This window comes from Sphingomonas sp. Ant20 (assembly GCF_000783375.1).
GTDB lineage: Bacteria > Pseudomonadota > Alphaproteobacteria > Sphingomonadales > Sphingomonadaceae > Sphingomonas > Sphingomonas aerolata.
Genome location: NZ_JRVI01000043.1, coordinates 1 through 13,254 on the forward strand (window position 1 = coordinate 1; position 13,254 = coordinate 13,254).

At 69.1% G+C, this 13,254-nt stretch carries 13 protein-coding genes and 1 pseudogene; 10 read left to right on the forward strand and 4 right to left on the reverse strand.

The window, feature by feature from the left end; genetic code table 11:
• Positions 1 to 190 precede the first annotated feature (190 nt).
• Genes NI18_RS25540 through NI18_RS25550 form a run of 3 tightly spaced genes read right to left on the reverse strand, consistent with a single transcriptional unit; the run spans position 191 to position 1,826 of the window.
• Positions 191 to 379, reverse strand: coding sequence for a hypothetical protein (locus tag NI18_RS25540; protein WP_198526955.1), 189 nt, complete (start codon positions 377 to 379; stop codon positions 191 to 193).
• Positions 376 to 1,371 (reverse strand): ShlB/FhaC/HecB family hemolysin secretion/activation protein, encoded by a 996-nt coding sequence (locus NI18_RS25545; RefSeq protein WP_198526956.1) that lies wholly within the window; start codon positions 1,369 to 1,371, stop codon positions 376 to 378. Before NI18_RS25545 ends, NI18_RS25540 begins: the two co-directional genes overlap by 4 nt.
• A complete protein-coding gene (locus NI18_RS25550; RefSeq protein ID WP_198526957.1) occupies positions 1,308 to 1,826 on the reverse strand; it encodes a ShlB/FhaC/HecB family hemolysin secretion/activation protein in 519 nt (172 codons plus the stop codon). Before NI18_RS25550 ends, NI18_RS25545 begins: the two co-directional genes overlap by 64 nt.
• A 547-nt stretch (positions 1,827 to 2,373) precedes the next feature.
• On the opposite strand from NI18_RS25550, the gene NI18_RS26645 reads away from it, so the two are divergent.
• Genes NI18_RS26645 through NI18_RS07575 form a run of 8 tightly spaced genes read left to right on the forward strand, consistent with a single transcriptional unit; the run spans position 2,374 to position 11,349 of the window.
• Positions 2,374 to 2,652, forward strand: a complete 279-nt coding sequence (locus NI18_RS26645; RefSeq protein WP_306286276.1) for a hypothetical protein — start codon at positions 2,374 to 2,376, stop codon at positions 2,650 to 2,652.
• Entirely contained in the window at positions 2,649 to 3,467 is an 819-nt protein-coding gene (locus tag NI18_RS26650) for a sugar-binding domain-containing protein (RefSeq protein ID WP_306286277.1), read from the forward strand. Before NI18_RS26645 ends, NI18_RS26650 begins: the two co-directional genes overlap by 4 nt.
• On the forward strand, positions 3,359 to 5,029 hold the full coding sequence (locus tag NI18_RS26655; RefSeq protein ID WP_306286278.1) for a glycoside hydrolase family 2 TIM barrel-domain containing protein: 1,671 nt from the start codon (positions 3,359 to 3,361) through the stop codon (positions 5,027 to 5,029). The genes NI18_RS26650 and NI18_RS26655 overlap by 109 nt, the downstream gene beginning before the upstream one ends.
• The gene (locus NI18_RS07555; protein WP_052149062.1) at positions 5,026 to 6,309 is read left to right on the forward strand and encodes an MFS transporter; all 1,284 of its coding nucleotides are present in this window, start codon (positions 5,026 to 5,028) and stop codon (positions 6,307 to 6,309) included. Before NI18_RS26655 ends, NI18_RS07555 begins: the two co-directional genes overlap by 4 nt.
• Positions 6,310 to 6,328: 19 nt before the next feature.
• Positions 6,329 to 7,498, forward strand: a complete 1,170-nt coding sequence (gene uxuA / locus NI18_RS07560; protein WP_197975084.1) for a mannonate dehydratase — start codon at positions 6,329 to 6,331, stop codon at positions 7,496 to 7,498.
• Complete coding sequence (gene uxaC / locus NI18_RS07565) at positions 7,495 to 8,907, forward strand: glucuronate isomerase (protein ID WP_037529167.1); 1,413 nt, start codon at positions 7,495 to 7,497, stop codon at positions 8,905 to 8,907. Before uxuA ends, uxaC begins: the two co-directional genes overlap by 4 nt.
• Positions 8,904 to 10,349, forward strand: a complete 1,446-nt coding sequence (locus tag NI18_RS07570) for a mannitol dehydrogenase family protein (RefSeq protein ID WP_052149063.1) — start codon at positions 8,904 to 8,906, stop codon at positions 10,347 to 10,349. Before uxaC ends, NI18_RS07570 begins: the two co-directional genes overlap by 4 nt.
• Before the next feature lie 13 nt (positions 10,350 to 10,362).
• Positions 10,363 to 11,349 carry a PfkB family carbohydrate kinase gene (locus NI18_RS07575; RefSeq protein WP_128082124.1) on the forward strand — a complete coding sequence of 329 codons (987 nt, stop codon included), beginning with the start codon at positions 10,363 to 10,365 and terminating at the stop codon, positions 11,347 to 11,349.
• Here NI18_RS07575 and NI18_RS07580 read toward each other — a convergent pair.
• Positions 11,318 to 12,319, reverse strand: coding sequence for a 2-hydroxyacid dehydrogenase (locus tag NI18_RS07580; protein WP_052149064.1), 1,002 nt, complete (start codon positions 12,317 to 12,319; stop codon positions 11,318 to 11,320). The two genes, NI18_RS07575 and NI18_RS07580, sit on opposite strands and share 32 nt — an antisense overlap.
• A 177-nt stretch (positions 12,320 to 12,496) precedes the next feature.
• Here NI18_RS07580 and NI18_RS07585 point away from each other — a divergent pair, with 177 nt between their 5' ends.
• Positions 12,497 to 12,775, forward strand: a complete 279-nt coding sequence (locus NI18_RS07585; protein WP_128082125.1) for a hypothetical protein — start codon at positions 12,497 to 12,499, stop codon at positions 12,773 to 12,775.
• Between the two features lie 135 nt (positions 12,776 to 12,910).
• Positions 12,911 to 13,254 (forward strand): annotated as a pseudogene (locus NI18_RS22185) (hypothetical protein); the annotation flags it as partial.

The window sequence follows — 13,254 nt, forward strand, 5'->3', positions numbered from 1 at the left end:
AGTCCGCGAACGCGCGAGTCCGGTCGTGCCGAACAGCCCGCCGCGGCGCTGACGCGTCGGTGCGGTGGAGGGAGCGGCGGCGGCGGGGCGATGGCGGATCGATGCGGGGATCGGGGTCATGGGCGGTATCCTCGGGTGGCGGCGGATGGCCGCGAAATGTCGGTGCTGGTCGCGGTCGTGCGCGCGGGCGTCAGAAGCTCTTGGCGATCTGGAACCAGGCGCGGCCGGACCGGTCGGGGGCGGCGGTCGCGTCGGCGCTGCCCAGCTTGCGCGCATAGGTCGCGCGCAGCACGATGTCGTACGGTGCAGTCCAGGTCGCGCCCGCGCCATAGGCGCTGCGGACAGCATGGTTCGATCCGTCGAAATAGCGCCGCTTCACATAATCGACCTCGCCGACATCGACGAACGCGAACAGCTGCAGCGCGCCCGGGATGACCCGCGGCAGCGCGAGCCGCGCCTCGGCGGTCGCGACATAGCCCTGGTCGCCATAGGCCTCGCCCTCGGGATAGCGCGCACCGCATAGGCGCCGCCCAGCTCCATCTTCTCGGAGATGTCGAGATTGTTGAACGCGACCTGCCCGCGGACCGAGCCGAACACCGAGACCGGCCCGCTGATCGTCTGCAGCCGCGCCAGGCTGAACTGCATCTTGCCATAGCGCCCATCGGTGCGCGCGGTCAGCGCGTCGACCGACCGCTCATAGGCACCGCGAATGTCGAGCGTGCCGACCGAGACGCTCAGCGAATAGGCGTTCCAGCCGCCGCCGAGCAGCGTGTCGTGCGAGTCGCCGCTGAGGCCGCCGGTGACGACCTGCGCACTGCGATAGGTGACCGTGTCGACGATCCCGAACCGGTCGTCGAACCATTTCGCATCGCCCGCCACCGTCACGTACAGGTTGCTGTCGCGCGACCGGATCAGAGGGTAGCTGGCATAGACGCTGGCGATCTCGGCATTGCCGCTGCCGTCGAGGCTGTCGAATTCCTTGCCGAGTTCATAGTCGAGATGCGCATAGGCGACGCCGAGCGTCACCTTGCCGATCGGCGCCTGATAGGAGGCGCGGCCATAAGCAAGCCCCGAGAAGGACGTCAGCGCGCGAAAGCCGAGCACGTCGCCCGAGCCGGTCGGGTTGTTCCAGTTGACCGACCCGCCGACGCGGTAAGCGCCGGTATAGCGATTGCCCGCATTGTCGGCCTCGACGCTGCCCGTGATGCTGCGGCCCGGGGTGATGTCGACCAGCAGGTCCGACGTGCCGACCGCGGTGCCGGGGCTCAGCGTCGAGCGCACGCGCACGCCGGGCAGGTCGGACAGCATCAGCAGCCGGCGTTCGATCGGCGCGACCGCGACCGCATCACCGACCTCGAGCCCGTCGAGCATGCCGTTCGCGACGCTGTCCGCGAGGCGGGATCGTTGCGCAGCCCGACCGCGCCGAGGCGACCCTCGACGACCGCGATCGTCACCGTCCCGCTCTGCACGTCCTGCGCGGGCAGATAGGCCTGCGCGACGAAATAGCCGCGGCTGGTATAATAGTCGGTGATCCGCGCCGCGAGCGTCTTCAGACCCGCGAGATCGAGCGTCGCACCGGGCGCGAACCCCGTCGCGGCGACCAGCGTCGCTTCGGGGAACAGCGTCGCGCCGGTGACGCGGATCGCATCCACGCGCGCCGAGGGTCCGCCCGCGGCCGGGATCGCGACCGGCGTCTTGCGAGTCAGGCCGAGCTCGGGATCGGGCGTATCGGTCAGCGGCACGGGCGGGATCTGCTGCAGCTGGCCACCGGCGCCGACCGGTACCTGTGCCTGCGCGGCCCCGCCGCCTGCCACGAGCGCAGCCATACTCACCGCCGCACACGCGGCTGCCCGAAGGATCGACGTCATTGGATATACCTCGAAAGTCACCGCGGATGGACGCTACGAACCTCCCATCCGCAGCAGCGGGAGTCGTAGTAGCAAGGCGTCGGAAGGGCCGCTGAATGCGGCAATGTCGGTGGCGAAGGTCTTGATGAAAAGAAGGTCGATCGTTGTATAAAACGAACGGCCGCGGTGGCTTAGTCCTTCGAATACAACTGAAATATACCCCGATTCCGTTACCTTTCTCTTAACGTTGATCTCTGTTCTTGATTTGAATCAAAAAAGAGAGGCCCGCGCGCGGCTGATGCTGGACGCGCGACCTGCCTTACCGGACGGCCGCAAGCCCGATCACATGCCAACCCTCGACAGCCTTATTGTCCTGACACGCAGAGGGCCGGGCGCGTCAGAGACGTGGCACCACGTGACTCGCTCTTCCAAAAACCGTCCAAAATCCAAGCCAAACCCAAAAATTAACTGGTCAGGCCAATTGTCAGGAATTAAGCTGCAAAAAAAAAAGATCAGGGAGAGGGTTATGCAGACCAGATATGTCGCGGCGGCCGTCATCGCCGTTATGGCCGCGCCCGCTGCCGCACAGAGTGAGCGAACGGTCGTCCCCTTGGCGCAGGGCTGGGAGTTCCAGCGCGGCGGCGACGTCGATCCGGCGCAGGCCGCGCAGGCCGCCGGATCCTGGGAGCGGGTCAGCGTACCGCACACCTGGAACCGCGTCGGCTATTACATGCCCGACCCCCAGACCCATCTGAACAATGCCGAATCGGTCGACAAATATCAGGCGTCGGCTGGTACCGCATGACGTTCACGCCGCCCGCCATGGACGCAGGTCAGCGCGCGTGGTTGCAGTTCGACGCGGCGAGCCGCACCGCCGAGGTCTGGCTCAACGGCCAGCGGATCGGCGGGCACAAGGGCGGGTTTTCACGCTTCCGGCTCGATGCCACGCGCGCGTTCCGCGCCGGGCAGGCGAACACGCTGCTGGTCAAGGTCGACAATACGCAACCGGCGCAGGGGTCGTCGACCGCGGACATCCTGCCGCTCGCGGGCGATTTCTTCGTGCATGGCGGGCTGTATCGGCCGGTCAGCCTGATCGTCACGAACGCGGTCCATGTCGACATGCTCGATGCCGGTGGCAGCGGGATCTTCGCGACGACCAGGTCGATCGACGCGGCGATGGCGAAGGTCGACGTCCGCGTGCGGATCCGGAACGACGGCACCAAGGCTCAGGCGGTCAACGCGGTGGTCAGGCTGATCGACGCGGGCGGCAAGACGGTCGCCACCGCGACCCGCCGCATCCCCCTGCGCGCCGACACCGCGTCCGAGAGCGTCCAGTCGCTGTCGGTCGCGACGCCGCATCTGTGGAACGGGGTCGCCGATCCGTATCTGCACCGTCTGGTGGTCGAGATCGCGACGCGTCGGGCGCGGTGCTCGACCGGGTCGAGCAGGCGTTCGGCATCCGCGAGATGCGCGCCGACCCGGCCCGCGGCTTCATGCTCAACGGCAAGCCGCTGCGGCTCCAGGGCGTCGGCTATCACCAGGATCGCGAGGGCAAGGGCTGGGCGACCGCGCCTGCGGATATCGAGCAGGATTTCGCGATCATGCGCGAAATGGGCGTGAACAGCATCCGCCTGACGCATTACCAGCACGGCCAGGTGATCCACGACCTCGCCGACCGCTACGGCATGGTGCTGTGGGACGAGATCCCGCTCGTGTCGCGCTGGACCTGGGGCGACGATGCGGTCGCGAGTGCCGGGCTGCGCGACGATGCGCGCCAGCAGCTGCGCGAGCTGATCCGGCAGAACGGCAACCACGCGTCGGTGTTCAACTGGGGGATCGCGAACGAGGTCGATTTCGGCAAGTCGCTGCCGGCGTTCATCACCACCAGCAAGGACACGCCCGCGCCCGATCCGCTGCCGCTGCTGCGCGAACTGAACGCGCTGGCGAAAAGCGAGGATCCGTCCCGCGCGACCGCGCTGGCGACCTGTTGCGAAGGCCGGCTGCTCGGCTCCGCGGACATTCCGATCACCGCGGAGGCCGCGGATCTCGGCGGGGCCAACCGCTATTTCGGCTGGTATTACGGACAGCCCGGCGATCTCGGCAAGCATCTCGACTCGCTCCGCGCGCTGCGCCCGAACCAGCCCGTGTCGGTGACCGAATATGGCGCGGGCGGCGCGACGACGATCCACACCGACAACCCGCTCGGCGGCAAGGTCGACCAGCGCGGGCGCAACCAGCCCGAGGAATATGAGAGCTACATCCACGAAACCGCCTGGGCGACGCTGTCCGCCAAACCCTATCTCTGGGGGACATGGCTGTGGAATTCGTTCGATTTCGCGACGACCGTCCGGCGCGAGGGCGATGCGATCGACATCAACACCAAGGGGCTCGTCACCTACGACCGAAAGATCCGCAAGGACGCCTATTATTTCTACAAGGCGAACTGGACCGCGACGCCGACCGTGCACGTCGCCGGGCGGCGCTATGTCGACCGCGCCTATCCGGTCGCCGACGTCCGGGTGTACAGCAACGCGCCGCGCACCGACCTGCTCGTCAATGACCGCGTCGTCGGCACGCTGAGCGCCTGTCCGCAGATGATCTGCGCCTGGTCGAACGTCGCGCTGGCGGCGGGCGCGAACCGCGTCGTCGCGCGCGGCGTCTTCCCGACCGGGGCGGTCGACGACGCGATCGAATGGCGGGTGGCGCCGGAGGCTGCGCGGTCGATCCGGATCGACAGCGGCGCGCTGGTCGCACCGGAGATCGCGGGCAAGCGTTATGGCTCGGACGCGTTCTTCGACGGCGGCCGTTTCGGCGATATCAACGCCTATTCGGGCTATGGTCCGCGCCCCGAGAAAAAGGTTGTCGCGGGGACGCCCGAAGGTGCCGTCGCCGAAACCTACCGCGAAGGCCGGTTCGGCTACCGCGTGCCGCTCGCCAACGGGCGCTACACGGTCGAGCTGAGCTTCGTCGAACCCGCGCTTGCGGCCGGCGCCCGACAGTTCGACGTCGTCGCCAACGGCAAGCGCGCGATCGCCGCGCTGGATATCGCCGCGGTCGCGGGCGCGCCGCTCACGCGCGTCACGCGGCGGATCGTCGTGCCGGTCACCGACGGCATGCTCGACCTGAAATTCGTGCCGATCAAGGGCGACGCGATCGTGTCCGGCATCGAGATCACGCGATGAGCGCGCCGGGCAACCCGCGGCGCGGCTGGCGCAGCGTGCCGCTGCGCTGGCGGCTGATCGGGCTGGTGACGCTGGGGACGATCCTCAACTATCTCGCACGCTCGACCCTGTCGGTCGCCGCACCGCAGCTGAAAACCGAATTCGGCATGTCGACCGAGGATTACAGCTGGGTCGTGCTGGCGTTCCAGGCCAGCTACACGGTGATGCAGACCGTTGCCGGCAGCATGCTCGACCTGCTGGGCACACGGCTCGGCTTCTTCCTGTTCGCGGTCGGCTGGGCGCTCGCCAACATGGCGCATGCGCTGGCGACTGGCTGGCCGAGCCTCGCGCTGTTCCGCGCACTGCTCGGCGCGAGCGAGGCGGCGGCGATCCCCGCGGGCGCCAAGACGGTGTCCGAATGGTTCCCCCCGCGCGAGCGATCGCTGGCGACCAGCGTGTTCCAGATGGGCACCAGCGTCGGCAACATGATCGCGCCGCCGCTCGTCGCCTTCTGTATCCTCGCCTGGAACTGGCAGGCGGCGTTCATCGTGACCGGCGGCCTCAGCCTCGTCTGGGCGTTCCTGTGGTATTGGGGTTATCGCAGCCCCGCAGAGCATCCCGCGCTGAGCGAGGACGAGCGTGCCGCGATCATCGAGACCCGCGGCGAGGACGTCACCGCCAAGCCCGCGACGCGCGGCGACCTGTTGCGCAGCCGCAGCTTCTGGGGGATCGCGGTCCCCAAATTCCTGGCCGAACCGGCGTGGCAGACGTTCAACTTCTTCATCCCGCTCTATTTGGTGTCGGTGTGGAAGCTCGATCTGAAGAGTATCGCCTTATGGGCGTGGATGCCGTTCCTCGCCGCCGATTTCGGCAGCCTGGCCGCGGGCGTGCTGCCGAGCTGGCTGATGAAGCGCGGCGTGCCGCTGGTCGCGTCGCGCAAGATCACGATGACGATCGGCGCGCTGTGCATGATCGGACCGGCGTGCATCGGTCTTGCGCACTCGCCCGGCGTCGCGATCATCCTGTTCTGCATCGGCGGCTTCGCGCACCAGATGCTGAGCGGCGCGCTGGTGACGCTGTGTTCCGACATGTTCGACAGCCGGACGGTCGGCACCGCCACCGGGATGGCGGGGACGTCGGCCTGGGTCGGCGGGATGCTGTTCACGCTGCTGATCGGGCAGAGCGCGGATGCGTGGGGATATGACCCGCTGTTCGCGGCGTTGGCGGCGCTCGATCTGCTCGCGGCGGTCGTCTTGTGGAGTTTGCTGCGCGCTACGCCGCGCACGGGGTTGAGGGTTTAAGAGGATGACGAGTGTGTTGATGACGCAGACGATGCGCTGGTTCGGGCCGAACGATCCGGTGCGGCTGGACAGCATCCGGCAATCCGGCGCGACCGAGGTGGTGACCGCACTGCACGAGGTCCCGAACGGCGAGGTCTGGACGCGCGAGGCGATCGCCGCGCGCAAGCAGATGGTGCGCGACGCCGGGCTCGACTGGACGGTGGTCGAAAGCCTGCCGGTCGACGAGGGCATCAAGACCCGCTCGGGCGAATGGGACAGGCTGATCGACGCGTACCGCGAGAGCCTGCGCAATCTCGCGGCGTGCGGCATTCGCGTCGTCACCTATAATTTCATGCCGTTGCTCGACTGGACGCGGACCGATCTCGCCTGGGAACTGCCCGACGGATCGCGCGCGCTGCGGTATGAGGCGATCGTGGTGGCCGCCTATGACCTGTTCATGCTCCAGCGGCCGGGCGCCGAGCAGAGCTATGCGCCGGCGGTCCGCGAGGCGGCGGCGGCGCGCTTTGCCGGCATGGACACAGCGGCGCGCGCGGATCTCGAACGGACGATCCTTGCGGGCCTGCCGGGCAGCGAGGAGGGCTTCACCTCGGCCGCGTTCCTCGAGGCGATCGGCCGCTACGACGCCATCGACGCCGCGCGGCTGCGCGACAACCATGTCGCGTTCCTCGAGGCGGTGTGCCCGCTCGCCGACGAGCTCGGCATCGCGCTGGTCGTCCATCCCGACGATCCGCCGTTTCCGATCTTCGGCCTGCCGCGCGTCGTCAGCACCGAGGCCGACGTGACCGATCTGTTCACCCGCGTGCCCAACGTCTCGAACGGGCTGTGCCTGTGTACCGGGTCGTTCGGCGTGCGCGCTGACAACGACCTGCCCGGCATGGTCGACCGGCTCGGCTCGCGGATCGGCTTCCTGCACCTGCGTTCGGTCCAGCGCGAGGCCGATGGCGCGTTCCACGAAGCCGATCATCTGGAGGGCGATGCCGGCATGGCGGCGGTGATGGCGGCGGTCCACCGGCTGTCGGTCCGCGAAGGGCGCAGCATCCCGATGCGCCCCGATCACGGGCATCAGATGCTCGACGACCTGACGCGCACGACCAATCCCGGCTATTCGCTGCTCGGCCGGATGCGCGGGCTCGCCGAACTGCGCGGACTTGAACGCGGTATTGCCTTTGCGGCAGGAGCCCTTGCATGACCCGTCCTTTAGAGCTTCACCCCGACCGGCTGTTTCCCGCCGATCCGACGACCCGCGCGATCGCCCGCACGCTCTATGCGGAGATCGCCGACCTGCCGATCGTCAGCCCGCACGGCCATACCGATCCGACCTGGTTCGCCGACAACGCCAACTGGACCGACGCGACGTCGCTGCTGCTCGCGCCCGACCATTATCTGTTCCGCATGCTCTACAGCCAGGGCGTCGATCTGGACGCGCTGACGATCGCGCGCCGCGATGGCACGCGGAGCACCGATCCGCGCGCGGCGTGGCGGCTGCTCGCCGACCATTATGCGCTGTTCCGCGGCACGCCGTCGCGGATGTGGCTCGATCATGTGTTCGCCGAGGTGTTCGAGTTCGACGTCGCGTTCGAGCCGGCGACCGCGGACCTGTATTTCGACACGATCGGCGAAAAGCTCGCGACCGCGGCGTTCCGCCCGCGCGCGCTGTTCGACCGGTTCCGGATCGATTTCCTCGCCACCACCGAAGGCGCGCACGACAGCCTCGACGCGCATCACCGGATCCGCGAGAGCGGCTGGAACGGCCGCGTCGTCACCACCTATCGCCCCGACGGCGTCATCGATGTCGAGCACGAGCAATTCGCCGGCGCGCTACGCCGCTTCGGCGAGCTGACTGGCGAGGACGTCTATGGCTGGCAGGGCTATCTCGCCGCGCACCGCAAGCGCCGCGCCGATTTCCGCACGGCGGGCGCCACCGCGACCGATCACGGCCATCCGACCGCAGCGACCGCGAACCTGTCGACGCCTGAATGCGAGGCGCTGTTCGCGCGCATCACCGGCGACGACTGGACCGCCGCCGACGCCGAGCTCTTCCGCGCGCAGATGCTGACTGAGATGGCGGCGATGAGCGTCGAGGACGGCATGGTCATGCAGATCCATCCCGGCTCGGTGCGCAACCACAATGCCGGGCTGTTCGCCAGCCATGGCCGCGACAAGGGCGCGGACATTCCTGGGCGCACCGACTATGTCCACGCACTCAAGCCGCTGCTCGACCGGTTCGGGACCTCGACCGCGCTGTCGATCATCCTCTTCACGCTCGACGAGACGGTCTATGCGCGCGAGCTGGCGCCGCTGGCGGGGCATTATCCGTGCCTGAAGCTCGGCCCCGCATGGTGGTTCCACGACAGTCCCGAGGGCATGTGGCGGTTCCGCGAGATGACCACCGAGACCGCGGGCTTCTACAACACCGTCGGTTTCAACGACGACACGCGCGCCTTCCTGTCGATCCCGGCGCGGCACGACGTCGCGCGCCGGATCGACTGCGGCTATCTCGCGCGGCTCGTCGCCGAGCACCGGCTGGAGGATTGGGAGGCAGCAGAGCTCGCGCGCGAACTGACGAGCGATCTGGTCCGCAAGGCATACCGGCTGTGAGGCTGTCCAGGGCCACGCGCTCCGCGCTCGCCGCCGACGTGGCGCAGCCGGCATCCTCCACCGCGACCGGCGGGCGGATCGTGCATCTCGGGATTGGCGCGTTCCACCGCGCGCATCAGGCGGTCTATACACAGGATGCATCGACGCCGGACGCGGGCTGGCGGATCACCGGCGTGTCGCTGCGCTCGCCGCAGGTGCGCGATACGCTCGCCCCGCAGGACGGGCTCTACACCGTGACCGAACGGTCGAACGGCGCCAGCGCGACCCGGCTGATCGACGTGATCGACACGCTGCTGGTCGCCGCGGAGGATCCCGACGCGGTGATCGCCGCGCTCGCCGATTCCGCAACTCAGGTCGTGACGCTGACCGTCACCGAAAAGGGCTATTACCGGCATCCGGCGACCGGCGCGCTGCTCGTCGACGATCCGGCGATCGCGCACGATCTGAGCGGCGGCGTGCCGCGGACGATCTTCGGCTTTCTCGCGGCCGCCCTCGATCGGCGGCGCGGCGCGGGGGCAGGGGGACTGACGCTGGTGTCGTGCGACAATCTGTCGGGCAATGGCGCGCTGTTGATGCGTCTGCTGCTCGCGTTCCTCGAGCGCCGCGATGCGGATCTGGCCGGCTGGGTGCGCACGCATGTCACCGCGCCCGATACGATGGTCGACCGGATCGTGCCCGCCTCGACCGAGGCCGACCGCGCGGGCGTCGCGACCGCGATCGGGGTCGACGACGCCGCTGCCCTTGTCACAGAACCGTTCCGCCAATGGGTGATCGAGGACCGCTTCGCTGGCCCGCGCCCGCGCTGGGAGGCGGCGGGGGCGCAGATCGTCGACGACGTCGCGCCGTTCGAACTCGCCAAGCTGCGGCTGTTGAACGCCAGCCATTCGACGCTCGCCTATGTCGGGCTGCAACGGGGCCACGCTTTTGTCCATGAGGCGATCGCCGACCCGGCGCTGCGCACGTTCGTGATCGCGCAGATGCAGGAGGAGGCGGTGCCCAGCCTGACCGCGGCGGCGGGGCTCGATCCCGCGGCGTATATCGACGCGATTCTCGACCGCTTCGCCAATGCCGATCTGCACCACCGGCTCGATCAGATCGCGATGGACGGATCGCAGAAGCTCCCGCAACGCTGGATCGCGACCGTCGCCGAGCGGCAGGCGCAGGGGCTCGACAGCCCGAAGCATCGCCTCAGCCTCGCCGCGTGGATCGCCTACACCGCCCACGCGCCCGCCATGGCCGACGATCCGCTGCGGAATCGCTACGCCGCGATATGGGCGGACACGGCGGGCGACGCGCGGCAGGTCGTCGCGCGGTTCGTCGACGAACTCGGCATATTCCCCGCCGATTTCGACCACGCGGCGCTGGGCGATGCGGTGGTAACCTGGCAGGCGCAGGGGCCAGAGGCCGCGCTGCGCGGCGCCATCGGAGAGCCCGTCGCATGACCGGTACGATAGTGTGTTTCGGCGAGATGCTGTTGCGGCTCGCCGCGCCCGATCGCGGGCATCTGTTCCAGGCGCCCGGCTCGACGCGCATTTCGGCGGCGCGGAGGCGAACGTCGCGGTCGCGCTCGCGCGGATCGACGTGCCCGCCGCGGTCGTCACGACGCTGCCGCACGGCCTGATCGGCAATGCGGCGCTCGATTCGGTCCGTGCCGCCGGCGTCGACGTCTCGCGCGTGGTGCGCGCGGACGGCCGGCTCGGCCTGTATTTCCTGTCGCCGCCAAGCGGGTCGCGCGGCGCGCAGATCGTCTATGACCGCCTCGACAGCAGCTTCGCCGCCACCCCGTCGAGCGCCTATGACTGGCCCGCGATGCTGGACGGCGTCGGCTGGTTGCATCTGTCGGGGATCATTCCCGCAATCGGTCCGGGTGCCGCGCAGCTGTCGCTCGATGCGATCGCGGCGGCGCGGGCGGCGGGGGCCAGGGTCTCGTTCGACGGCAATTTCCGCGCGAGCATGTGGGCGCGCTGGTGCGCCGATCCGCAAGGCGTGCTGGTCGACCACGTCGACGGTGCGGACCTGTTGTTCGGCAGTCACCGCGATATCTCGCTGCTGCTCGGCGAGGACCATGCCGGTGACACGCCGGACGCGCGGCGTCGCGCGTGCGAGGCCGCGTTCGCGCGGTTTCCGACGCTCGCCTGCATCGCCTCGACCGCGCGCCGGGTGATCGATGCCGATACGCACGCCCTGTCCGCGCGCGTCGATCGCCGTGACGACTCGTTCGAGACCGAGACTGTCCTCGTCACGCAGATCGTTGACCGGATCGGCACCGGCGACGCGTTCGCCGCGGGCGTGCTCTCCTGTCTCGACGACGGGTGCGAGGCGGCGGCGCGCCGCGGTCTCGCGCTCGCCGCGCTCAAGCACGGCACCGCGGGCGATCACAGCCGGACGACGCTGACCGATCTCGCCGACTTTACCGGGGCACCCGCCGACGTGCGGCGGTGACCGGGCTCAGCCGGGGTTGGGCGTCTCCGCGACGGGGGGTAAGCGCGCGGCCGGTCTCGAACCACGCGCGCAGATTGTCGACGACCAGCCCGCCCATCGCCGCGCGCGTCCGCTTCGACGCCGAACCGATATGCGGCAGCAGCACCGTGTTCGGCCGCGCGCGCAGGCTGGCGGGGACATTGGGCTCGTCTTCATAGACGTCGAGCCCGGCGGCGAGGATCGTGCCCTGCTGCAACGCTGCGATCAGCGCGTCCTGATCGACGACGCTGCCGCGCGCGACGTTGATGAACACGCCCTGCGCGCCCAGCGCCTCGAGCACCGCGGCGTCGACCAGATGCTGCGTCCCCTGACCGCCGGGCATGATCGTGATCAGCACGTCGCACGCCGCGGCCAGCGCGACCGGCGTGTCGTGATAGTCATAGCCGATATCCGCCTGCCGCGACCGGCCATGATAGGCGATCGGCACGTCGAACGCCTCGAGCCGCCGCGCCACCGCCTTGCCGATCGCGCCGAGCCCCAGAATCCCGATCCGCCGTCCGCGCAGGCTCGGCGACAGCGGAAACGACTGTTCCGCCCAGGCACCGTCGCGGACATGGCGATCGGCCTGCGGGATCCCGCGCAGCGTCGCGAGCAGCAGCCCGATGGTCAGATCGGCGACCTCCTCGTCCAGCACACCGGGCGTATTGGTCACGACGATGCCGCGCGCCGCCGCGGCATCCGCGTCGATCCCGTCATAGCCCACGCCGAAATTGGCGACGATTTCGAGCGCGGGCAGCCGGTCGTACCACGACGCGTCGATCCGCCCCGCGAGCGAACTCGCCGCAAGCCCGCGGACGCGCGGCGCCACCGTCGCGAGGAACGCGTCGGGGTCTTCCTGCTCCCATAGCCGGTGCACGACGAACCGCTCGCCCAGCGCGTCGAGGACGCTCGGCAGCATGGGGGCGGGGATCAGGATTTCGGGTCGGTTCATGCCGGGGGTTTACGCACAAACCGCGCGGGCAGACACCCCCTTCCGGGGCCCCCGCGGCGGCCGCCGCATGCGAGAAAACTGCCCAACCCTATGCCCCCGCTACGCCAAAAGGCCGGGATCGCTCTCGAATTGCTATGCCGCGGCCGATAGCTGGAGGGCCACGACAAGGAGAGTGGCATGGCAGCGTGGCATCGTTCGCGGCGCGCGGATCTTGGTCTGCGCGCGGTGGGACTTCTCCTCTGCGCAATGGCGTACATCGCCGTGTGGCGGCTGTCCGCCCTCGCGCTTTCCCCTCACGCCGCGGGTGCGTTGGCCTTCGCGCTCGCCGCGATCGGCTTTCTGGGGGCGAGCGCGGGCAGTGTCATGGTGCTACTCGGGCATCACCTGTTCGACGGTATCGCGGTCAGCGAGCGCTGGCGGCCCCGCGTCCGCGCCACGCCAGCGACCACGCACTGAAATGCGACGAGCCGTTGCGCCCACTATGGCGCCACTATGGGGTTTCGGGGAATCGCTCTCGAATCCCTATGCCGCGGTTCGTAATTCGGGTTTGCGGGCGCCTGGACGCCCGATCACACAGGCAAAAGCGCGAACATGTCGTCTGAACCCACGCCGGAGCCCCGCGCACGCGGGCGCGTCATTCCTCTCGGCCAGAACAAGGCGGGCCACGGGCGTGTGACCCCGGCACTCGGCGCCACGGCGGAAGCGAAGGCGGACATGCCCGCCACCATGACCCGAGCCTGCGCACGCCGCGCGACGCGCGATCCGCGCTGGCCGCATATCGCGGCGGCGCTCGCCGATCTGCGCGAACGGCATCGCCACGCGGTCCGGATCGTCGATGCCGACTGTGCATGCGGGACGCTGCTGATCGAAACCGTGCGTTACGCCCGCGCGCTCGGCTTCACCGCGATCGAGGGGCAGGGCGTCGCCGATGCGCC

Excerpts from the sequence above, each read along its gene's own strand:
- NI18_RS25545 (WP_198526956.1), bottom strand. The coding sequence starts at position 1,371 with ATGCTCGACGGGCTCGAGGTCGGTGATGCGGTCGCGGTCGCGCCGATC.
- NI18_RS25550 (WP_198526957.1), bottom strand. The coding sequence starts at position 1,826 with ATGGCTGCGCTCGTGGCAGGCGGCGGGGCCGCGCAGGCACAGGTACCG.
- NI18_RS26645 (WP_306286276.1), top strand. The coding sequence starts at position 2,374 with ATGCAGACCAGATATGTCGCGGCGGCCGTCATCGCCGTTATGGCCGCG.
- NI18_RS26650 (WP_306286277.1), top strand. The coding sequence starts at position 2,649 with ATGACGTTCACGCCGCCCGCCATGGACGCAGGTCAGCGCGCGTGGTTG.
- NI18_RS07555 (WP_052149062.1), top strand. The coding sequence starts at position 5,026 with ATGAGCGCGCCGGGCAACCCGCGGCGCGGCTGGCGCAGCGTGCCGCTG.
- uxuA (WP_197975084.1), top strand. The coding sequence starts at position 6,329 with ATGACGCAGACGATGCGCTGGTTCGGGCCGAACGATCCGGTGCGGCTG.
- uxaC (WP_037529167.1), top strand. The coding sequence starts at position 7,495 with ATGACCCGTCCTTTAGAGCTTCACCCCGACCGGCTGTTTCCCGCCGAT.
- NI18_RS07580 (WP_052149064.1), bottom strand. The coding sequence starts at position 12,319 with ATGAACCGACCCGAAATCCTGATCCCCGCCCCCATGCTGCCGAGCGTC.
- NI18_RS07585 (WP_128082125.1), top strand. The coding sequence starts at position 12,497 with ATGGCAGCGTGGCATCGTTCGCGGCGCGCGGATCTTGGTCTGCGCGCG.